The following is an 18,258-nucleotide window of genomic DNA, read 5'->3' on the forward strand; positions in this document are numbered from 1 at the left end:
ATTCCCTGGAGAACACGATGACGCCAGAATCCGTAATGGTGATGGGCCAGGAAGCCATGCGCGTTGCGCTGATGCTTGCCGCACCGCTGCTGCTGGCAGCGCTGGTAAGCGGTTTAATTATCAGTCTGCTGCAGGCCGCTACCCAGGTTAACGAACAGACGCTCTCTTTTATTCCCAAGATTCTGGCGGTTGCGACCACCGCCGTGATTGCGGGTCCCTGGATGCTGAGCCTGGTGCTGGATTATATCCGCACCCTGTTCACAAACCTGCCCTATATCATCGGCTGATGGTTACCCTCGACAGCAGCCAACTGGTGCACTGGGTCAGCCAGTTTTTCTGGCCGCTCGCACGCATGCTGGCGTTGTTCGCTACCGCGCCGCTGTTAAGCGAACGCGCCATCAGCAAGCGCGTAAAAGTAGGTCTTGCCGGGCTGATTACCTGGTTAATGTTACCGACGCTGCCTGCCGTTGAGGTCACACTTTTTTCTCCGGCTGGCTTCTGGCTGCTGCTGCAACAGATGCTGATTGGGATTGCGCTGGGGTTGACCATGCAGCTGGCCTTTGCTGCGGTGCGTCTTTCAGGAGAAGTAATCGGCTTACAGATGGGGTTGTCGTTCGCCACCTTTTTTGATCCAGGCAGCCGACTCAACATGCCGGTACTGGCCCGATTTCTCGATATGCTGGCGATGCTGCTGTTCCTGACTTTTAACGGTCACCTGTGGTTGATTTCTTTACTGGCGGACAGTTTTCACACGTTACCCATCAGCGGGCAGCCGCTTAATGCCAATGCCTTTAACGCGCTGGTCAAAGCAGGGGGATTAATTTTCCTTAATGGCATGATGTTAGCGCTACCCTTAATCGTTTTACTGCTACTGGTAAACCTGGTACTGGGTTTGTTAAACCGTGTTACACCACAGCTGTCGATTTTTGCCGTAGGCTTCCCGATTACCTTAACAGTGGGTATTTTAACCATGGGGCTAATGATGCCGCTGGTTGCGCCCTTCTGTGAGCACCTGTTCAGTGAAGTCTTCGATTTGCTTGCTCAGTTCCTCTCAGAACTGTCCCACCCCTGAAGATTAAGTATCTTACTATCTTGCTTAAGTGATACTTAAGCCACCTAAAACATTCTGTGCATTTTTCAAACCAGTTTTTCCAGAAATCAACTAAGGAAATTCTGATAAGTGAGCGCTGGCTCTGAAAATTATTCTTATTAAACCCGGCATCAAGTATTTTATTTCTCAGATTCCGGCTGCAACTAACTCGGTGGAATCGTTGACGAAATCGGCAACAGATTGTTTTGTAACAAAAAAAATCCTTTAACGATTTTTCTTGTCAGGACCTTCTTTTTCCGGCATTGTCAACACTCGCTAAAACGTCACACTTTCGTGAACTAAATGTTTTTAAGAATCGTCCTATCAGCATTGACAGTGTTATGCGCGATAGTGACGAAGCTCTCAAAACAGGGTGTTATGCACGCTTATTGCAAACCGCCAGCGATTCCCGCTATCACTGGAGGGATAAATGACGTTAAGGCAGCACAAAAAATAACTTTGCAGAAACGGGTCAGGGAAGAATACTTTTGGCAGGCGTATGGCCTGTCGCCAGACTGCTGAGCAGAATAAAAAAGTGTCTTAGAAATCTCTCTCGTACCGCAACGCGTAATTCATCGTTGATTTAAACGGATAACAAATTGGTGAGGGTCGCTAAACATGCCAACGATTATTATGGATTCATGCAACTACACACGCCTGGGATTATCGGACTATATGTCCTGTAAAGGAGTCAAAAAGAAAAATATCTTTTCTGTCTCCGATATTGATCAACTACAGCAGCGCTGCGAACAGTTAAAACCTGGCGTAGTGTTTATTAACGAAGAATGTTTCATACATGAATCGGATTCCAGCGACCGCATCCGAAACATTATTACACAGCACCCTGAAACACTCTTTTTTATCTTTATGGCAATATCTAATATCCATTTTGAGGAATACCTCTACGTTCGTAAGAACTTGATTATTACGTCAAAATCGATAAAAACAACGACGCTTGATTCGCTACTCAGCACATATTTGCAGAAAAAACTTAACGCCTCGACGCGTATTTCATCGGGACTGGATGTTCACCCGCTGACATTAAGCCAGACGGAATCAAATATGCTGAAAATGTGGATGTCAGGACATGATACCATTCAAATTTCAGACAAGATGCAAATAAAAGCCAAGACCGTTTCGTCACACAAGGGAAATATCAAGCGTAAGATTAAAACCCACAATAAACAGGTTATTTACCATGTGGTGCGCTTAACGGATAATGTTACTTCTGGTATCTATGTCAATGTAAGATAATCACTTCCAGAAAGAACCGGCCGATCAGGCCGGTTTTTTTTCGCCATTTTTGCGAGCGAGATCGCACTCACTTCCCTAACCCTTTCCTGTTCTTTGCCGATGTTAGCCTCATAACCCCGACATGAGAGCAAGGATATGAATAACTCACTGGATTCTTCTGCGTCGTTCAAGGCTGGCCTGTGGCGCAACCTGCGTCTGGTTCCGCTTTTCAGCATGATTTTTGGCGGCATCCTGCTGCTGTTTGCCCTCTGTATTGCACTGGCCAGCTACTTCCTTATCCAGAGTAACCAGTCTTTAAAAGATGCGACCGATGAAATTCAGGTTCGCATGGGCATCTCAAACAGCTCCAACCATCTGCGCACCGCGCGTCTTTATATTATCCAGGCCGGTGCAGCCGCCCGTATAGGCGAAATGGATGAATTCAAAGCCAACATTGCGGCGACGGAAAAGCGTATACAGCAGGCAAAAGAGGGTTTCAGGATCTATCTGGATCGCAAGGTAAAAACGCCTGAAGACATGGCGCTCGACGCCCCGCTCACGACACGCTTCAATGACTATATTGAAAAAGGCCTGATACCGATGATCAATGCCGGTAAACAGGGCAGCTTTGAGGGCATTATTGCGCAGGAGACCGACGTGACCCGCAGGCTTGATAACGCCTACAATGAGATACTGTTACAGGCGATAAAGCTTCGCACCCTGCGTGCCGACGCTATTAATGCGAGGGCAGAGCATCAGTCGCGCATCGGCTTTATTGCTATGGCCGTCGCCTTTGCCGCCGCGCTGCTGCTGACCCTGCTGACATTCGTTTTTCTGCGCCGGGTGATTATTCAGCCGCTGCGTCAGTCAGTCACGCGTATTGAACGTATCGCCCAGGGCGATCTCACTGCGCCGCCTCAGCCCTGTGGGCGTAGCGAAATTGGTACGCTGTTACACAACTTGCAGCTTATGCAGGAGTCTCTGGTGAAAACCGTCGGCACGGTACGCGAAGGCGCGGTGGCCATCTACCAGGGATCGGGCGAAATCTCGGCAGGCAATAGCGATCTCTCTTCCCGCACAGAACAGCAGGCTGCCGCGCTGGAGCAGACTGCGGCCAGTATGGAACAGCTCACCGCGACGGTAAAACAGAATGCTGAGAATGCGCATCATGCCAGCCAGCTGGCGGCGGATGCGTCAGGTAAAGCCCGCGGCGGCGGCGAACTGGTGGGCGGCGTGGTGAAAACCATGACCAACATCTCCGGCAGTTCGAAAAAAATCGCGGAGATTACCAATGTGATAAACAGCATTGCTTTCCAGACCAATATTCTGGCGTTGAATGCGGCAGTCGAAGCGGCACGTGCCGGTGAACAGGGCCGCGGGTTCGCCGTGGTCGCCAGCGAAGTGCGAAGCCTGGCACAGCGGAGCGCTCAGGCAGCAAAAGAGATTGAGTCGCTGATTGCAGAGTCGGTAAATCTGATTAAGGAGGGTTCTCATCAGGTAGGCGAAGCGGGCGAAACGATGGGTGAGATTGTGGAGGCCGTTCGTCGCGTGACGGATATTATGGCGGAAATTGCCGCCGCTTCAGATGAGCAAAGTCGGGGCATTCAGCAGGTAAGCCAGGCGGTGACGGAAATGGATAACGTCACCCAGCAGAACGCCTCGCTGGTGGAAGAGGCATCAGCCGCGGCGGCATCGCTGGAAGATCAGGCAGGCAAACTGACGCAGGCGGTGGCGGCCTTCCGCTTGCAGGATGCACCCGCGCGCCCGGCGGCTGCATCCACGTCGGCCCTGCGTACCCCGCTTCAGACGCCGCGTCCAGCGCTGGCAGCCGCACGTCATGATAACTGGGAGACTTTTTAGGTAAAGCCCCTCCCTCACGCGTCTGGACGGTTTTCAGCGACGGCGTAGCCGCCAGAGAAAAAGGAGCCTGCTGGCTCCTTTTCTGTTCCTGCCTGCTGGCTTTCCGCTCTGGTTACAGCCGTGCCGGGGCGCTGTCCGACTGCCAGTGTCGCGGTTATTCCGCCTGGTAAGGCTCAACAAAGACGCCTTCCGGGTGATCGCCTTCATTGAAAAACCAGATGCCCAGCGGATAATCTTCCAGCGACACCAGATACATAATCCCTTCGTTAAAGGGTTCAACGGCGAGGATGGTACCGAGGCGGCGCGGGCCGCCATCGGTCTTAACGGTAACGCGGTCATTGACCTTCATGCACGTTTCTCCTGATGAGTTTCCTGCGCATCAGTGTAAACGAAGAGGTCCCTCTCAGCGACGCGCAATAACCCAAACGGCATGCACGATGCCCGGAATATAACCGCACAGCGTCAACAGGATATTCAGCCAGAACGCGCCGCCAAAGCCGACCTGCAGGAATACACCCAGCGGGGGTAAAAGAATCGCAATGATAATGCGTAACAGATCCATGATCTCTCCTTGTTGCGTTATGTTTTAACCGTGTGACTAACTATAGACGATGGCACTGATTACAAAGGGAAAATCAGGTAAATTTAGGTAAGCAGTCACTTTTTCACTTTCTTAACGTTCCGCAACAAGCATTCTGACAGACCTCTCTTCTATACTCTTCTCACTGCATCACCCCCAAAGGTGCAGTCAACTTAGAAAGTAACAAGGATTTTGCCCGCGCAGCGCGGGCTTTTTTTCATTACCCTGCTTTCCCTCTCCTCCCTTCCCACTCTTCCCTGAGAGCTATACTTACGTGATCCGTCGCACTCTGCGGCTGGAGGGCAGGACCATCCTTTTTTGCTAAAAGGAGAACGAAGATGACTCCTACAGACGATCGCGGCGTAGCTGCTCAGCAGAGCGAAAAACCCGACGTTGATCTCCTGCTGGATACGCTCGAGCGCAACAGGCTGGAAACGGTGCCAAATGCCACGGAAGCAGATAACAGCCGCCATCTCAGTACCGGCGGCCGTGCCTGGGGAAGCAGTATTGAACTGGCCGATGAGTATGAGCTTGATATTCGCGACTGCAGTTGTAATGAGATGAACCGCTAAACCTGAAACAAAAAAACCCGGCAGGGAGAGCCGGGTAAATATCGCTAAGTTCGTTACATCAGGAAATTCTTGACACTCTGGCAGAGTACGCCTGTATGGCGTCAATACAAGCATTCATCATGCACAAGCCTGCAACTTATTTAGCTAAAGCAGCGCAGATGTTACCGGTAATGGCCCGTGCGGAGCGGCCTGGCCAGACGCACTCTTTGTGCACTTCTCATGCGGTTGCCGCTGCGTTTTAAGAATAATCCTGGAAATGCGGCGCGGCGGGTGAAAAGCAGGCGTAATACGCATTCAACTATAATACTGAAAACCCGCCAGTTAATGTCGCAAGGAGCCTGTTATGCCCAGTTTGCAACAGCCGCTGTTAATCATCACCGATCTTGATGGTTCCCTGCTCGACCACCACACCTATCGCTGGGATCCCGCCGCTGACTGGCTGGATGAGCTGCAACGCCATCAGGTACCAGTGGTGCTCTGTTCCAGTAAAACGGCCGCAGAAATGCTGCCGCTGCAAAAAAAGCTCGGTCTGACGAGCCTGCCTTTTATTGCTGAGAACGGTGCCGTCGTGCAGCACTCTGCCGAGCGGCGCCTCCGCCTCCCTTCAGACAGTCCTGACTACGCCAGCCTGTGCCAGAGGCTGGGCGACTTACAGCGCCACTTTCGCTTTCAGGGCTTCCACGACTTTAGCGATCCTCAGGTTGCCGCCATGACTGGCCTGAGCGAGAGCGACGCTGCGCTGGCTCGTCAGCGGGAAGCCAGTGAAGTCATAGTCTGGCGCGACGATGAGGCGCGGCTGGATCCCTTTCGTGATGCCCTTTCTCAGCAAGGACTCCAGCTGACGCAGGGCGGCCGTTTCTGGCACGTAATGCCCGCAGGCAGCGGCAAAGGCGAAGCGCTGCGCTGGCTGCTTAAACAATATGAAAACCCACCCACAACGGTCGGACTTGGCGACGGTCCCAATGATGCGCCCATGCTCGACGCGGTAGATTATGCTGTGGTGATTAAGGGCTACAGCAAAACGCCGGTTACCCTGACCAGAGCGGATACGCAGCGCGTTTACCCGACGGCACATCACGGCCCGGAAGGCTGGAAAGAAGGCCTCGACTATTTTCTGACCCCATAAGACCAGGCCGCCCCCACAATTCATAAAAGGATAGCGCGATGAGTGATTTTTATCAGAATGGCGTGATTACCAATTTCCACAATTTAACTAATCGCAGCGTTGAATCGCTGGAAAAAGAGATGGTGCGCTTCGCGCGTAAACGCAAAATGGGGCTGATTTTACCTTCGCTCTTCTCCGAGCTGGAAGGTCCGGCACTGAGTCACATTGTCGATGAACTGGCTAAAGTCCCCTATCTTGATGAAATTGTAATTGGCCTGGATCGCGCCGATCGCGATCAGTTTCTCTTTGCGCGCGAGTTTTTTTCGCGCCTGCCACAGCGGCATCGCATCTTATGGAATGATGGCCCGCGCCTGAAAGCTATCGACGCCGAACTGGACAAAGAGGGGCTGTCCCCCTCGCAGCCGGGTAAGGGGCGGAACGTCTGGTTCTGCACGGGATATACCCTTGCGTCAGATCGCACCCAGTGTGTGGCGCTGCACGACTGCGATATCGTTACCTACGAGCGCGGCATGCTGGCGCGCCTGCTCTATCCGCTCGCTAACCCTGCCTTCCAGTATGAATTCTGCAAAGGCTTCTATGCGCGCGTAGCCGATGGCAAGCTCAACGGCCGCGTCGGACGTCTGCTGGTCGGTCCGCTGCTGCGCTCGCTGCAAAAGGTCTATGGTCATTCAGAGTATCTCGACTATCTCTCCAGCTTTCGCTACCCGCTCTCCGGCGAGTTTGCGATGCGTACCCATGTGCTTAACGGCATTAAGATCCCTGGCGACTGGGGGCTGGAGATCGGCGTGCTGTCAGAAATTTACCGCAACTACACCACGCGTCAGACCTGTCAGGTGGAGATTGCCCATCATTACGATCACAAACATCAGCCGCTGGCGGAGGATGACGGCACTGGCGGCCTGAAACGAATGAGCGGCGATATTGTCCAGTCGCTGCTGCGTAAACTGGCCACAATGGGCGTGCCGCTGACCAGCGACTCTTTCCGCGTACTGAAAGCAACCTACTACCGCAACGCGCTGGATGTCATGGAAATTTACAACCATGAAGCCGCGATGAACGGGCTGAAGTTTGACCAGCATACTGAGGAAGCAGCGGTAGAGATGTTTACTCAGGCAATCCTTGAGGCGGGCCAGGCTTTTATTGAACGGCCTAACGACAAACCCTTTATTCCGAGCTGGAGCCGCGTACAGTCCGCTTTTCCTGACATTCTGCAACGCATTTACCAGGCGGTAGAAGAGGATAATGACGGTAACGTTTAGCCCGCAGAGATAACCCGGTTGCGGCCACGACTTTTCGCCAGATAGAGTCGTCGGTCCGCTTCCGCATGCAGACGCTGCACCTGGTAATCCTGCTGCTCTTCGCTGCTGGCAATACCTGCAGAGAGGGTCACGCGAAACGCGCGGCTGGCGCTGACCAGAATGGTTTTGTCCGCCAGCCGTTGACGCATCCGCTCCGCCACGTTTTCAGCCTCTGCCAGTGACGTTTCCGGCAGCACCACGCAAAACTCCTCCCCTCCCACGCGGCCGGCCACATCATTTCGTCGCACCGTCTGGGCAATAATGGCAGCGACACGCATCAGTGCCTGATCGCCCGCCTGATGTCCCCAGGTGTCGTTGACCGATTTAAAATGATCGATATCGAGCTGAATCACCGCCAGCGGCGCGCTGAGTTGCTGGCAGCGAGCGGCTTCGGCCCTGAAGCGTTCAAAGAAGGCGCTGCGGTTAAGCAGCCGCGTCAGGCCGTCATAGCTGGCGCGATATTCAAGCCGGGCGGAAAGATCGCTCAGACGTTGCACCAGACGCACAATGACCTGATGTGCCAGCACCAACAGCAGGACAAAGAGCAGCCACATAGTGAGCATAAACAGCATGGCGCGCCCTAAATCCTGCCGCAGCCCCTGCGCCAGGGTTTGCTGATTCAGCAGGTAACCATCCACGTTTTTCAGCCTGCTCCAGCTGATAAACTGATTTTCCAGCCGCAGCGCGCCCTGTGGCTGGCGCGCCATCTGTGCATGCAGCTGCCGCTGAGCGCGCGCGCTTAAGGCTTTGCTGCCTGCTGCATTCAGGGAGGCAACAGGCTGCTGCATGTTGTCCAGCAGCAGCACGCTGCCCTGTAAGGCGCTGTGGCGCATTTTACTGAGCAGCGCGGCAATACGCGGCTGGGTAAAGTCCATTGCCAGCGCGCCATACCAGTAATCGTTGCTGATAACAGGCGTGCTGACCGTCAGCATCGGGCCTTCATCCTCCGCGCCCTGATAGACGCCAGACCAGTGAAGCGGTGAAGGCTGAGGTTGCGTTGCCATGTTTCTGAACCAGGGGCGCAGCACCATGGTCGCGTAGCTTTGAGAAAGTGTGGTCAGGTCATGAGGCGGGCGCGAGCTGATATAAAAACCGGCGCGTGAGGTGTACCAGAAGCGCGAATGAAAATCTGTCTCTGCATCGCTGAACTGCATGATGAAGCTAAACTCCACTGCCGCGCGCAGTTCATCATCAAGCCGGGCCGGATCGCGCTGTAGCAGCGTATCCTTCGCCAGCCAGCTGTCGCTGACGCCGTTAATCGGCATGCTGCGAGGCAGATCCAGCCGCAGTTGCCAGGCAGGCTGATACCGCAGCCGCTGAAAATCGTTTAACACCTGTCGGGCGTGCTCCGCCTCAAGCGGATGCGCCAGCGCGTAAGTAAACATGCGGCGGTAGTAGATGATGCCGTCCAGGCTCTCCTGAAACTGCCTTTCCAGCCCGTTCTGCATATCCACCAGTGCGGCGCGCTGCCTGTCTTCATAATTGATTTTAAGGGTCTGCAGCTCACGCCAGGTTAAAAAAGAGGAAAAGAGAAAAACGGCCAGAAACAGAAGGTGAACACGCAGCACAGGACGTAACGTACGGACAGAAAGCGGCAAAACAGCCATCAGCGACGATGCTCCAAATGACAGGGATGGAGCGAGTATAGCAGGCGGGCAGAATGAAAAAATGCGTGAAATCACGGGGGATGAACTTGCGCATCCCCGCTGAAGGGAGCTTAGCTGGCGAGTGGCGTCTCGCGGGATAAATGGCTCAGCTCATCCTGATGGAACGCTTCGCGTCGCACAGCATAACCGTCATACCAGCGGCACTCGACCATGCCACTGGCATAGCCCGTTACCACCATGGCAGGCCCGCCCTCTTTATGCTGAACTTCATCGCTAACCGTAAAGCCCATGTTTCGCCCTCCTTTTTGCCGTTAACAGAACCTTTTTATCTATAGCAGCCATCCGGACATCCTGCCTGTTAACACATGCAAAAAAAGCGCAAATTCAGACTAAAACAGCAAGAAATGTTGAAAATAAAAAAAGCGGATAAAAATTCTTATCCGCTTTTAGTCTCTGAAGGGCTGAAATCAGATTTTGCACCCTTCACAGTCGGCTTCATCGCCTAAGTCGTCAGGCACTTCGTTGACTTTTTCTGCCGCTTTCGCTTCTGCCTGCTCCAGCTGCGCATCAATATCAAATTCAAACATATCGTCGTTCATGGCTTATCCTCCAGACGTCACATCATATGGCAGTGCGCTTTATACCGATTTCCCGCGCAGTTTAGCAATCAGATTCACTACCAACAGCACAATCGACCCAACGATAAAGCCGATGACCAGGCTGGCACCATTGCTCAACAGGCTCGCCAGCAGCCCGCTCATATCACCGGTGATGTGTTCAATCAGATGGTGCAGCGGTGTCAACCCATGAACAATAATGCCTCCGCCGACCAGGAACATGGCCAGGGTGCCAACCACCGATAAAATTTTCATTAGCCAGGGCGCAAACCCAAGCAGAAAGCGGCCAGTACCCTGAGCCAGCGCAGAAGATTTCTCGTTGAGCCAGTAGCCTAAATCATCAATTTTCACAATGGCGGCAACAATACCGTAGACGCCAATCGTGACCAGAATAGCGATACCGGCAAGGATCAGCACCTGATTCAGCAGCGGCGCATCAGACACAATGCCGAGCGTGATGGCCACAATTTCGGCGGAGAGGATAAAGTCCGTGCGCACCGCACCCTTGACCTTGTTCTTCTCAAACTCACGCGGATCCTGCTGTGCCAGTTTGTCCAGCCGCTGCTGGCGCGCTTCCGGGCTTTTTTGCTGCTTGTCATGCTGCAGGCTGTGCAGCACTTTCTCCACCCCTTCGTAGCAGAGATAGGCACCGCCGAGCATCAGCAACGGCGTGATCAGCCAGGGAGCAAACGCAGAGATCAGTAGCGCCATCGGCACCAGAATCAGTTTATTAAGAAACGAGCCTTTGGCAACACCCCAGACCACCGGGAGCTCGCGATTCGCTTTTACGCCTGTAACCTGCTGCGCATTCAGCGAGAGATCGTCGCCCAGCACGCCTGCCGTTTTTTTTGCCGCCACTTTACCCATGACGGAGATGTCATCCAGAAGTGTCGCAATATCATCTAATAGTGTCAGTAAGCTGGATCCTGCCAAAATCTCTTCCTTATTCCGGTTCGTTATGTTGACAACAGGGACAGCGCTCCAGCGTCGCGGCGGTAATCTCAGCGATGCCGTCGCACTCCCACTCGACACGGACCGCGCCTTTCAGCTCGCCTGCATGCAGGTATTTGCTGACCGGGCTTTCCGTCATGCCGGTAATCTCCTCCGTAGCGACCAGGGTATCACCCACATAGATGCGCGCCGTCGCCTGCGTATTAACCATGCGTTCGTCACGCAGTTGATAAAGGCGTTTTACCGTCAGTTTTATACTGCTCATACAGAACTCCCGATCGCGAAGGAAGGCGAAATCTAACCCGGTATGGCCTGCAAAGGCAAGGCAGCCTCAGCGTGGACGATAGTGCTGAATGCCGTTGTGATCGATTTCAGCACTTTGATCCATCACCAGCAGCCACTCCTCTACCCGCTCCTGCAAATCGTTATCGCTGAGCCGCAGCTTATTGCGTAGCGCACACTCCCAGATTATCAGCACCTTCCAGCCGCTCTCCTGTAACTGGCGCACATAGCGATTGTCACGCTCGACGTTGCTGTTGATTTTGCCCGTCCAGAACTCCGTACGCGTGGCCGGTACTTTAAAAAGATAGCAGTGATGGTGATGCCAGAAGCAACCATGCACAAAGATAATGGCCTGCTGCTCCGTGAGTACAAAATCGGGGCGACCCGGTAAGTTTTTATCCTGTACGCGATAGACGAAACCGCGATCTTTAAGCAGCTGCGCAACCCGCAGTTCAATTGCGGTATCTTGCTGGCGTATTGCCCGCATATTTTTGCTGCGCGTTGCGCTGGAGTGTACATCAGCCATGGCGTCTCCTTTGAGGCTTCATCTATCAACTTTAGCCTGACTCACTAAAAGCGAAAGTTACCGCTGCGGTTAAGCACGCGTTCACTCAGCCTGCAAAGGTGAGTTCTGCACGCGCAGCGTGCCTGACGCATCGCCCGCCAATTTCTTCGTAGCCGCAGGAGTGTTAGCATAGCCCGCTCACTGTTAAGGAAAAACGCATGCTTGCTGATGACGCTACCGCTCTGTCGGAACCCGCTTCTCCCCTGATCTCTGCTGACAGCGCCCACGCTGACCTGATGCAACAGGTGCTGGCTATCTACGCCGCGCGCGATTTAGCAGCCAAACTACATCAGGCAGGTTTCCGCGACTGGACGCCGCAGCAGCTGACGCGGCTGCGTCAAAACAAGCGCGCACTCCCACCGCTGAGCGATGGCGAACTGACGCTGTTGCGCAGCCTGCTGCCGCAGCGTCCTGCACATTACGACGATCCGCTGTTTCGCTTTATCGACCTGTTTGCCGGTATCGGCGGTATTCGCCGCGGTTTTGACGCGATCGGCGGCAAGTGCGTTTTCACCAGCGAGTGGAACAAAGAGGCGATACGCACTTATAAGGCGAATCACTACAGCGACCCCCAGGAACACCGTTTCAACACCGATATCCGGCAGATCACCCAGCCCGCCGACCTCAGTGATGAAGCGGATATCTATCGCCATATCGATGCTGAGATCCCTGACCATCAGGTGCTGTTGGCGGGTTTCCCTTGCCAGCCTTTTTCGCTGGCAGGCGTCAGCAAAAAGAATGCGCTGGGCCGCGCGCACGGCTTCGAGTGTGAGGCGCAGGGCACGTTGTTTTTCGACGTGGCGCGCATTATTGCCGCAAAAAAACCGCCAGTCTTCGTGCTGGAAAACGTTAAAAATTTAAAGAGTCACGATAAAGGGCGCACCTTCGCCATTATCATGGCGACGCTGGACGAGCTGGGTTATGACGTTGCCGATGCTGCGGCCAGCATGCCAGATGCAAAAATTATCGACGCGCGTCACTTCCTGCCGCAGCACCGCGAGCGCATTGTGCTGGTCGGGATTCGCCGTGATTATGCATTCAGCAAATCGCTTTCGCTGCGCCAAATCCAGCAGTTCTACCCGGCAACCGTGCCGAGTCTGCAAAGCCTGCTGGAGCCCGAGCCAGAGGAAAAATACATTCTCTCAACGCAGCTATGGCGCTATCTCTATAACTATGCCAAAAAGCATAAGGCAAAGGGCAACGGCTTTGGCTTTGGCCTGAACGATCCGCTTAAGGCTGACGTCTGCGTGCGGACCTTGTCGGCGCGCTACTACAAAGACGGTTCGGAGATCCTTATCGATCGCGGCTGGGATACAGCCCTGGGCGAAACGGACTTCAGCAATGCCGCCAATATTGCCCGGCGTCCGCGCCGACTCTCACCGCGAGAATGCGCACGCCTGATGGGTTTCGAAGCACCCGGTGAACACCGTTTTCGCATTCCGGTTTCCGATACACAGGCCTATAAACAGTTTGGTAATTCGGTGGTGGTGCCGGTGTTTGCCGCCGTGGCGCAACTGCTGCTGCCTTTTATCCAGCAGATTAATCGCCGGTAACAGAGCCAGCATTGAGCTTGGTCACGCGCCTGATGCTGTTTTACACGAATGCGCCTTACGGTCACTGTGCTGTCACGCTACCAGCGCATACTCGCGTTTATTTCAGGGTTGCACCGGGCCCGCTCTTCTCACGCTTATTTAGGGTTTCCCACGCAGCCCGCCCGGATTTCCCGGCGGGCTCCGCAGCCTGCACCGTGACGCGGACGAGCGCCATACGTCGCTTTAGCCTGACGCTGGCCTGAGTACACAGCAGGCAGCAAGACTGGCACAGAGCGTACAGCCGTTTCACCGTAATCCGCCTCAGCGCTCGCCCATAAAAAAACCCGTCTTGCGACGGGTCGGGTTTATTTCTTCTTTTTGCCCTGCTTCTTCAGCAGCGCGCGGAGTTGTTTGACCTCATCCGCTGAAAACATGTTTGACGCGGTCTCCTGCGTATCCTGATTATCGACCGCAGAAGCGGCAGGCGCCTGAAGACTCTCCTGCAGGCGCTGAACAATCTCCTGACTCACAGAGATCTGATTGTCTGCCGCCAGCTGTTTAATGTGTTCCTTAAGTGCCGCATCCATTTTAATCGTCAGATTTACCGTATCGGTCATACCTACACTCCCGTTGTTATTTTTTCACAACCTAACGGAAGTAACTTTCGTTTAACATACTGTCATAAAAATTTAATATTGACCGCGAGCCGACGTAAAGTCGCGCAGCACTGACTCATCAAAGCTGGTCAGATTACCCTGTAGCTCTGCGCAGAGCTTGGCCATGTAGTGCACCAGAAAATCGGCGTTGTGCTGTGCCAGTGCCCTGCCCGCTTCCGTTTGCATTGTGTCCGGCAGCCGCAGCAGCTTTTTCTGGAAATGATCGAGCGTCCAGTTAACATCGTTTAGTTCGCGCATCTTGCCCAGCGGATCGTCATTATCGAACAGCGGCCGGTTCAGCGCGCCCGCGGTGTAAAAGACGCGCGCCAGTCCGATTGCGCCCAGCGATTCAAGCCGATCGGCATCCTGCACAATTTTTGCCTCCAGCGATTCAGGCGTAATCGCTGCGCTGAAGCTGTGGGATTTAACCGCATGGGTGACTCGCGGAATCAGCGCAGCGGGAAAATCGGGAAAATCCTGCGTCAGGATGCGCGCCGTCTCTTCCGCTGCATAGGTCGAGGCGAGGTGGCGTTCGGGATGGTTTTTCGGCAGATTAACCACGTCATGGAAATAGCAGGCTGTCATGACCACCAGCGGGTTAGCATCGCTGCCCGCCATAATGCGCTGGGCGCTCATCCAGACGCGGCGCAGGTGCGCAATATCGTGCGCTTTATCGTCATGAACCCAGTTGATCTGAAACCAGCTTTCAAAGCGCGTTTGCCAGAGTGAGAGCGACATGGCTTTTCTCCCTGTTAAGGTTTGGCTACGAGCCTCTGCAGGCCGTATACAGTGGGACGCCATCTTACCGAGTGGCTGATGACAACTTTTTGACACAGGGTGAATTAACTGCGCTGTCATAAAACCGGCCCAGAAATAAATGAGACCGGGATCAAGTTATAGCGTTTATTCAAGCTATTTCCCAGACCTTAACAAACTTTCAGCATTTCCCCATAGAATTTATCTTAAGTGAAACTTATTAATATTTCTGTACCCGCAGCGGCAGCGAGCCGGGTGCATCTCGCCCTTACCGGGCAGAGCCCTTTATCCCCGACTTGAAAATTTTTGCTTTGTGAAGGTGAAAAAATCTGAAAAGGTTTTCAATACGGCCGATATAACGTACTGTATCCGGGCTATACCAGGTAAGGAACCACTTCATAGACTCGGTCTGGTGCGGTTTTTGCATTTTCGCTTTTTGTTAACGCAAACGTGCCGCGTTACCTCAATGTTGAAGGTGACAAATAATTAAGCAGATTGATATAAAACCACCACGCCTGCGCGCAGGCACAAGGCAGCTGTATTACGCGTATCAACCGGGTTCTATTTATATTCAGAGGTAATCCATGAAAGAACGGCCGATTCTTTTTTCCGAACAGCGGGTTCGAGCCCTGTTAGTTGGCCAGCAAACCCAGACCCGGCGCATCATGAAAACGCAGGCTTTTGGCCCGGGCCAGGATCATCATGAAGGCGTACACGCTTTTGACGTTAACGCTAACCACCTGCATGGCTACAAACTGATGTCGATGTCAGATATCAGTCAGCACTGCCCCTATGGCAAGCCGGGCGATATTTTATGGGTGCGTGAAACCTGGCGCGGTCCTATCGTGCCGGAGAACGACCTGGCAGAGTATGAACGCGATCCGGCCCCGTTTCGGTTGCCCGCCTTTTGTCAGTATCGTGCTGACAACAACGAGCTGGGCCATCATGCGCAGGGCGGACCCGAAGCAGACCAGTTCGGCTGGCAGACCGCCATTCATATGCCACGCTGGGCCAGCCGCATCAATCTCTGCATTACCGCCGTGCGCGCCGAGAAGATTCAGGATATCAGCGAAGATGACATCATGGCGGAAGGGGTGCAGACCGACTCACACTTTCTGAACAACTTTTTCACCATGAACATGAATGCGGAATCGCCCAAAGAGGCCTACCGCAAAGCCTGGCAAAAGCAGTATGGCGCGACCAGCTGGGAGGTGAATCCCTGGGTCTGGGTCATTGAATTTAGGCGTGTCGAGCGCGATTAATATCGCTTTGCGGACTGTATCACAGACAAATTGCAGGCTAAGCGGTTGAATAGACAGCTTTCACCCCTGTAGCCAGATTAAGGTGCCAGCGCCCGCTTCGGATGCTGGCATTTTTTCTGGCGCGTCAGGCTAGCGCGGATAACTCGTCAGGAAGTATAGCGATGTTCAAATGGCCGTGGAAAAACGATAACCGCACCTCTCTTGCTGACTTGCCCTGGCGACAGGGTCTGGCACAGCCCGTCTTCAGCTGGCTGGATGAAGAGGAACAGCAGGCGCTGACAGCGATGGCGCAACGCTTTCTCCAGCAGAAAAAGCTGGTGCCGCTGGAGAATGTCGAACTGGATGCGTTACGCAGCGTGCGTATCGCTCTGCTCTTCTGCCTGCCGGTGCTGAAGCTGGGCCTGGAGTGGCTCGATGGTTTTCACGATGTACTGATCTATCCAGAGCCGTTTGAAGTCGCCGACAGCTGGGAGGATGAACAGGGGCTGGTTCATCACGCCGCTGCACTCCACGCCGGGCAGAGCTGGACACAGGGCCCGATTGTACTTAACTGGCTGGATCTTCAGGATGCATTTGACCTCTCCGGCTATAACCTGGTGATCCATGAAGTCGCGCATAAGCTGGATGCGCGCGGCCGTGGCTATACCAGCGGCATTCCGGTGATCGCCCTGCGTGACGTGGCGCAGTGGGAAAAAGATCTGCGTGCCACCATGGAGGAGATTGAAAATGAGGTCGAACTGGTGGGGGAACAGGCGGCCACCATCGATCCCTATGCTGCCAGCGATCCGGCGGAGTGCTTTGCCGTCCTTTCCGAATACTTTTTTACCGCGCCGCAGTTGCTCTACGAGCGCTTTCCGGTCATGTATCACCATCTGAGCCAGTTTTATCGCCAGCATCCGCTACCGCGTTTTGAGCAAAATTTACCCCACCCTGCTTAATCTGCGAACGCATTGCTGCAAAGCTAGCCAGTTGAATGATAATGTGTTTTCTGCTGTTGACAGCTCAGGGCACTGCCATTAATATGCGCCCCATCGAAACGATTCCTCTGTAGTTCAGTCGGTAGAACGGCGGACTGTTAATCCGTATGTCACTGGTTCGAGTCCAGTCAGAGGAGCCATATTAAAGAAGCCCGCTCAGGGAAACCTGAGCGGGCTTTTTGCTTTACGCTGTCTGCCGGACAATCTTTCAGGATGTCACCGATTATCATCCTGAAGGATTTCCCGGTAACGGTCTGACGGTTACCGCGTCAAATTATTGCTACCCCACCGGTGACCGCAATCGTCGCCCCGGAAATATAGCTTGCTTCATCGCTGGCCAGCATTACATAGGCGGGTGCCAGCTCAGCCGGCTGTCCCATACGCGCCATCGGCACCTGACTGCCAAAGCTCTCTACCTGCTCCGGTGGCATAGTGGCCGGGATCAGCGGCGTCCAGATGGGGCCGGGTGCGACGGCATTGGCGCGAATCCCCCTCTCTGCCAGCAGCGCAGCCAGACCGCCGGAAAAGTTGACGATGGCCGCTTTGGTCGCGGAGTAGGCCAGCAGTTTTGGCTTCGGCTGATCGGCATTAATCGAAGCGGTATTGATAATCGACCCGCCCGCTGGCATGTGCGGCACCGCCGCCTTACAGATGTAGAACATGGCGTAGAGGTTGGTTTTCATGGTGCGATCAAACTCATCGTCGTCCGTCTCTTCCAGCGAGTTGCGCGTCATCTGGAATGCGGCGTTATTCACCACGATGTCAATTTTGCCAAAGCGCTCAACCGTCTGCGCGACAATGCTGCGGCAATGTTCTGCCTCAGTGACGTCGCCTGCGATCAGCAGGGCCTGCTGGCCCGCCTTTTCTATCCAGTCGGCCGTCTCTCTGGCATCCTGATGTTCATCCAGGTAGGAGCTCACCACGTCTGCCCCTTCCCGTGCATAGGCGATAGCAACGGCGCGGCCTATCCCGGAGTCTCCCCCGGTGATAATGGCGGTTTTCCCCTTCAGGCGACCCGATCCCTGATAGCTGGTTTCACCATGATCCGGTTTTGGCTCCATTTGCAGAAACGTGCCGGGCCACTTCTGCTGCTGCGCCTGATCAGGCTGTTGTGGACGGTCTGTCATACGCTCTCCCCCGTTGAGTGACGGTTTTACTGTCGACTATGGCGCTGAACGGTTATCAGCACGAGCAATAAGTGTAGCAGTCACAGCAAAATCGCAAGCCTCAGATTTAAGCGTAACGGATTGAAGAAAAAAGAGTTTCATACCCGAATGCCTGCGCAGTGCGCCTG

Annotated in this window: 21 protein-coding genes and 1 tRNA gene; 11 read left to right on the plus strand and 11 right to left on the minus strand. The window is 54.0% G+C overall.

Annotated elements, in window-relative coordinates; translation table 11 throughout:
* Positions 1-17: 17 nt before the first annotated feature.
* The 4 genes from fliQ (at position 18) to HP564_RS05605 (ending at position 4,183) form a co-directional block, all read left to right on the plus strand.
* Positions 18-287, plus strand: coding sequence for a flagellar biosynthesis protein FliQ (gene fliQ, locus HP564_RS05590; RefSeq protein ID WP_123799736.1), 270 nt, complete (start codon positions 18-20; stop codon positions 285-287).
* Complete coding sequence (fliR, locus tag HP564_RS05595; RefSeq protein WP_371241033.1) at positions 287-1,072, plus strand: flagellar biosynthetic protein FliR; 786 nt, start codon at positions 287-289, stop codon at positions 1,070-1,072. Before fliQ ends, fliR begins: the two co-directional genes overlap by 1 nt.
* Before the next feature lie 636 nt (positions 1,073-1,708).
* A complete protein-coding gene (gene rcsA / locus HP564_RS05600; protein WP_371241035.1) occupies positions 1,709-2,344 on the plus strand; it encodes a transcriptional regulator RcsA in 636 nt (211 codons plus the stop codon).
* Positions 2,345-2,479: 135 nt separating this feature from the next.
* Positions 2,480-4,183 carry a methyl-accepting chemotaxis protein gene (locus HP564_RS05605; protein ID WP_371241037.1) on the plus strand — a complete coding sequence of 568 codons (1,704 nt, stop codon included), beginning with the start codon at positions 2,480-2,482 and terminating at the stop codon, positions 4,181-4,183.
* A gap of 154 nt (positions 4,184-4,337) precedes the next feature.
* Here HP564_RS05605 and dsrB read toward each other — a convergent pair whose 3' ends face one another.
* Positions 4,338-4,532 carry a protein DsrB gene (gene dsrB / locus HP564_RS05610; protein WP_371241039.1) on the minus strand — a complete coding sequence of 65 codons (195 nt, stop codon included), beginning with the start codon at positions 4,530-4,532 and terminating at the stop codon, positions 4,338-4,340.
* 54 nt (positions 4,533-4,586) lie between these two features.
* The gene (locus tag HP564_RS05615) at positions 4,587-4,745 is read right to left on the minus strand and encodes a YqaE/Pmp3 family membrane protein (RefSeq protein ID WP_371241041.1); all 159 of its coding nucleotides are present in this window, start codon (positions 4,743-4,745) and stop codon (positions 4,587-4,589) included.
* A 356-nt stretch (positions 4,746-5,101) separates the two neighbouring features.
* Between HP564_RS05615 and HP564_RS05620 the strand changes: the two genes are divergently transcribed.
* From HP564_RS05620 to HP564_RS05630, 3 genes are all read left to right on the plus strand, one after another.
* Positions 5,102-5,335, plus strand: coding sequence for a DUF2525 domain-containing protein (locus tag HP564_RS05620; protein WP_371241043.1), 234 nt, complete (start codon positions 5,102-5,104; stop codon positions 5,333-5,335).
* Positions 5,336-5,678: 343 nt separating this feature from the next.
* Entirely contained in the window at positions 5,679-6,461 is a 783-nt protein-coding gene (locus HP564_RS05625) for a mannosyl-3-phosphoglycerate phosphatase-related protein (protein ID WP_371241045.1), read from the plus strand.
* Positions 6,462-6,499: 38 nt separating this feature from the next.
* Complete coding sequence (locus HP564_RS05630; RefSeq protein WP_371241046.1) at positions 6,500-7,720, plus strand: glycosyl transferase; 1,221 nt, start codon at positions 6,500-6,502, stop codon at positions 7,718-7,720.
* Here HP564_RS05630 and dgcQ read toward each other — a convergent pair.
* The 6 genes from dgcQ to HP564_RS05660 all read right to left on the minus strand — a co-directional run bounded on the left by dgcQ (position 7,717) and on the right by HP564_RS05660 (position 11,742).
* Entirely contained in the window at positions 7,717-9,366 is a 1,650-nt protein-coding gene (gene dgcQ / locus HP564_RS05635; protein ID WP_371241048.1) for a cellulose biosynthesis regulator diguanylate cyclase DgcQ, read from the minus strand. The two genes, HP564_RS05630 and dgcQ, sit on opposite strands and share 4 nt — an antisense overlap.
* Before the next feature lie 110 nt (positions 9,367-9,476).
* Complete coding sequence (locus HP564_RS05640) at positions 9,477-9,656, minus strand: YodC family protein (protein ID WP_371241050.1); 180 nt, start codon at positions 9,654-9,656, stop codon at positions 9,477-9,479.
* A 177-nt stretch (positions 9,657-9,833) separates the two neighbouring features.
* Positions 9,834-9,965, minus strand: coding sequence for a hypothetical protein (locus HP564_RS05645; RefSeq protein ID WP_255351574.1), 132 nt, complete (start codon positions 9,963-9,965; stop codon positions 9,834-9,836).
* A gap of 39 nt (positions 9,966-10,004) precedes the next feature.
* On the minus strand, positions 10,005-10,916 hold the full coding sequence (locus HP564_RS05650; protein ID WP_371241052.1) for a DUF808 domain-containing protein: 912 nt from the start codon (positions 10,914-10,916) through the stop codon (positions 10,005-10,007).
* Between the two features lie 10 nt (positions 10,917-10,926).
* Positions 10,927-11,199, minus strand: a complete 273-nt coding sequence (locus HP564_RS05655; RefSeq protein ID WP_371241054.1) for a hypothetical protein — start codon at positions 11,197-11,199, stop codon at positions 10,927-10,929.
* Positions 11,200-11,265: 66 nt separating this feature from the next.
* Positions 11,266-11,742, minus strand: a complete 477-nt coding sequence (locus HP564_RS05660; protein ID WP_371241056.1) for a very short patch repair endonuclease — start codon at positions 11,740-11,742, stop codon at positions 11,266-11,268.
* Positions 11,743-11,939: 197 nt separating this feature from the next.
* On the opposite strand from HP564_RS05660, the gene dcm reads away from it, so the two are divergent.
* Positions 11,940-13,334: a DNA (cytosine-5-)-methyltransferase gene (dcm, locus tag HP564_RS05665; protein WP_371241058.1), complete on the plus strand. Its 1,395-nt coding sequence runs from the start codon at positions 11,940-11,942 to the stop codon at positions 13,332-13,334.
* A 344-nt stretch (positions 13,335-13,678) separates the two neighbouring features.
* Here the strand turns inward: dcm and HP564_RS05670 are convergent, their stop codons facing one another.
* Complete coding sequence (locus HP564_RS05670) at positions 13,679-13,930, minus strand: Arc family DNA-binding protein (protein WP_371241060.1); 252 nt, start codon at positions 13,928-13,930, stop codon at positions 13,679-13,681.
* A 72-nt stretch (positions 13,931-14,002) separates the two neighbouring features.
* Positions 14,003-14,707 carry a phosphohydrolase gene (locus HP564_RS05675; protein WP_371241062.1) on the minus strand — a complete coding sequence of 235 codons (705 nt, stop codon included), beginning with the start codon at positions 14,705-14,707 and terminating at the stop codon, positions 14,003-14,005.
* 602 nt (positions 14,708-15,309) lie between these two features.
* Here HP564_RS05675 and HP564_RS05680 point away from each other — a divergent pair.
* The 3 genes from HP564_RS05680 to HP564_RS05690 all read left to right on the plus strand — a co-directional run bounded on the left by HP564_RS05680 (position 15,310) and on the right by HP564_RS05690 (position 17,104).
* Complete coding sequence (locus HP564_RS05680) at positions 15,310-15,987, plus strand: hypothetical protein (RefSeq protein ID WP_371241064.1); 678 nt, start codon at positions 15,310-15,312, stop codon at positions 15,985-15,987.
* A gap of 161 nt (positions 15,988-16,148) precedes the next feature.
* Positions 16,149-16,925 carry a DgsA anti-repressor MtfA gene (mtfA, locus tag HP564_RS05685; protein WP_371241066.1) on the plus strand — a complete coding sequence of 259 codons (777 nt, stop codon included), beginning with the start codon at positions 16,149-16,151 and terminating at the stop codon, positions 16,923-16,925.
* A 103-nt stretch (positions 16,926-17,028) separates the two neighbouring features.
* Positions 17,029-17,104: transfer RNA gene (locus HP564_RS05690), tRNA-Asn, on the plus strand.
* Between the two features lie 129 nt (positions 17,105-17,233).
* Here the strand turns inward: HP564_RS05690 and HP564_RS05695 are convergent.
* Positions 17,234-18,091 (minus strand): glucose 1-dehydrogenase, encoded by an 858-nt coding sequence (locus HP564_RS05695; protein ID WP_371241068.1) that lies wholly within the window; start codon positions 18,089-18,091, stop codon positions 17,234-17,236.
* Positions 18,092-18,258: the final 167 nt, after the last annotated feature.

The organism is Pantoea sp. KPR_PJ (genome assembly GCF_041386365.1).
Lineage (GTDB): Bacteria > Pseudomonadota > Gammaproteobacteria > Enterobacterales > Enterobacteriaceae > Pantoea.

What these genes read in the sequence shown, in the direction of transcription:
- fliQ (WP_123799736.1), top strand. Translation starts at nt 18, where the DNA reads ATGACGCCAGAATCCGTAATGGTGATGGGCCAGGAAGCCATGCGCGTT.
- fliR (WP_371241033.1), top strand. Translation starts at nt 287, where the DNA reads ATGGTTACCCTCGACAGCAGCCAACTGGTGCACTGGGTCAGCCAGTTT.
- rcsA (WP_371241035.1), top strand. Translation starts at nt 1,709, where the DNA reads ATGCCAACGATTATTATGGATTCATGCAACTACACACGCCTGGGATTA.
- HP564_RS05605 (WP_371241037.1), top strand. Translation starts at nt 2,480, where the DNA reads ATGAATAACTCACTGGATTCTTCTGCGTCGTTCAAGGCTGGCCTGTGG.
- dsrB (WP_371241039.1), bottom strand. Translation starts at nt 4,532, where the DNA reads ATGAAGGTCAATGACCGCGTTACCGTTAAGACCGATGGCGGCCCGCGC.
- HP564_RS05615 (WP_371241041.1), bottom strand. Translation starts at nt 4,745, where the DNA reads ATGGATCTGTTACGCATTATCATTGCGATTCTTTTACCCCCGCTGGGT.
- HP564_RS05620 (WP_371241043.1), top strand. Translation starts at nt 5,102, where the DNA reads ATGACTCCTACAGACGATCGCGGCGTAGCTGCTCAGCAGAGCGAAAAA.
- HP564_RS05625 (WP_371241045.1), top strand. Translation starts at nt 5,679, where the DNA reads ATGCCCAGTTTGCAACAGCCGCTGTTAATCATCACCGATCTTGATGGT.
- HP564_RS05630 (WP_371241046.1), top strand. Translation starts at nt 6,500, where the DNA reads ATGAGTGATTTTTATCAGAATGGCGTGATTACCAATTTCCACAATTTA.
- dgcQ (WP_371241048.1), bottom strand. Translation starts at nt 9,366, where the DNA reads ATGGCTGTTTTGCCGCTTTCTGTCCGTACGTTACGTCCTGTGCTGCGT.
- HP564_RS05640 (WP_371241050.1), bottom strand. Translation starts at nt 9,656, where the DNA reads ATGGGCTTTACGGTTAGCGATGAAGTTCAGCATAAAGAGGGCGGGCCT.
- HP564_RS05645 (WP_255351574.1), bottom strand. Translation starts at nt 9,965, where the DNA reads ATGAACGACGATATGTTTGAATTTGATATTGATGCGCAGCTGGAGCAG.
- HP564_RS05655 (WP_371241054.1), bottom strand. Translation starts at nt 11,199, where the DNA reads ATGAGCAGTATAAAACTGACGGTAAAACGCCTTTATCAACTGCGTGAC.
- HP564_RS05660 (WP_371241056.1), bottom strand. Translation starts at nt 11,742, where the DNA reads ATGGCTGATGTACACTCCAGCGCAACGCGCAGCAAAAATATGCGGGCA.
- dcm (WP_371241058.1), top strand. Translation starts at nt 11,940, where the DNA reads ATGCTTGCTGATGACGCTACCGCTCTGTCGGAACCCGCTTCTCCCCTG.
- HP564_RS05670 (WP_371241060.1), bottom strand. Translation starts at nt 13,930, where the DNA reads ATGACCGATACGGTAAATCTGACGATTAAAATGGATGCGGCACTTAAG.
- HP564_RS05675 (WP_371241062.1), bottom strand. Translation starts at nt 14,707, where the DNA reads ATGTCGCTCTCACTCTGGCAAACGCGCTTTGAAAGCTGGTTTCAGATC.
- HP564_RS05680 (WP_371241064.1), top strand. Translation starts at nt 15,310, where the DNA reads ATGAAAGAACGGCCGATTCTTTTTTCCGAACAGCGGGTTCGAGCCCTG.
- mtfA (WP_371241066.1), top strand. Translation starts at nt 16,149, where the DNA reads ATGTTCAAATGGCCGTGGAAAAACGATAACCGCACCTCTCTTGCTGAC.
- HP564_RS05695 (WP_371241068.1), bottom strand. Translation starts at nt 18,091, where the DNA reads ATGACAGACCGTCCACAACAGCCTGATCAGGCGCAGCAGCAGAAGTGG.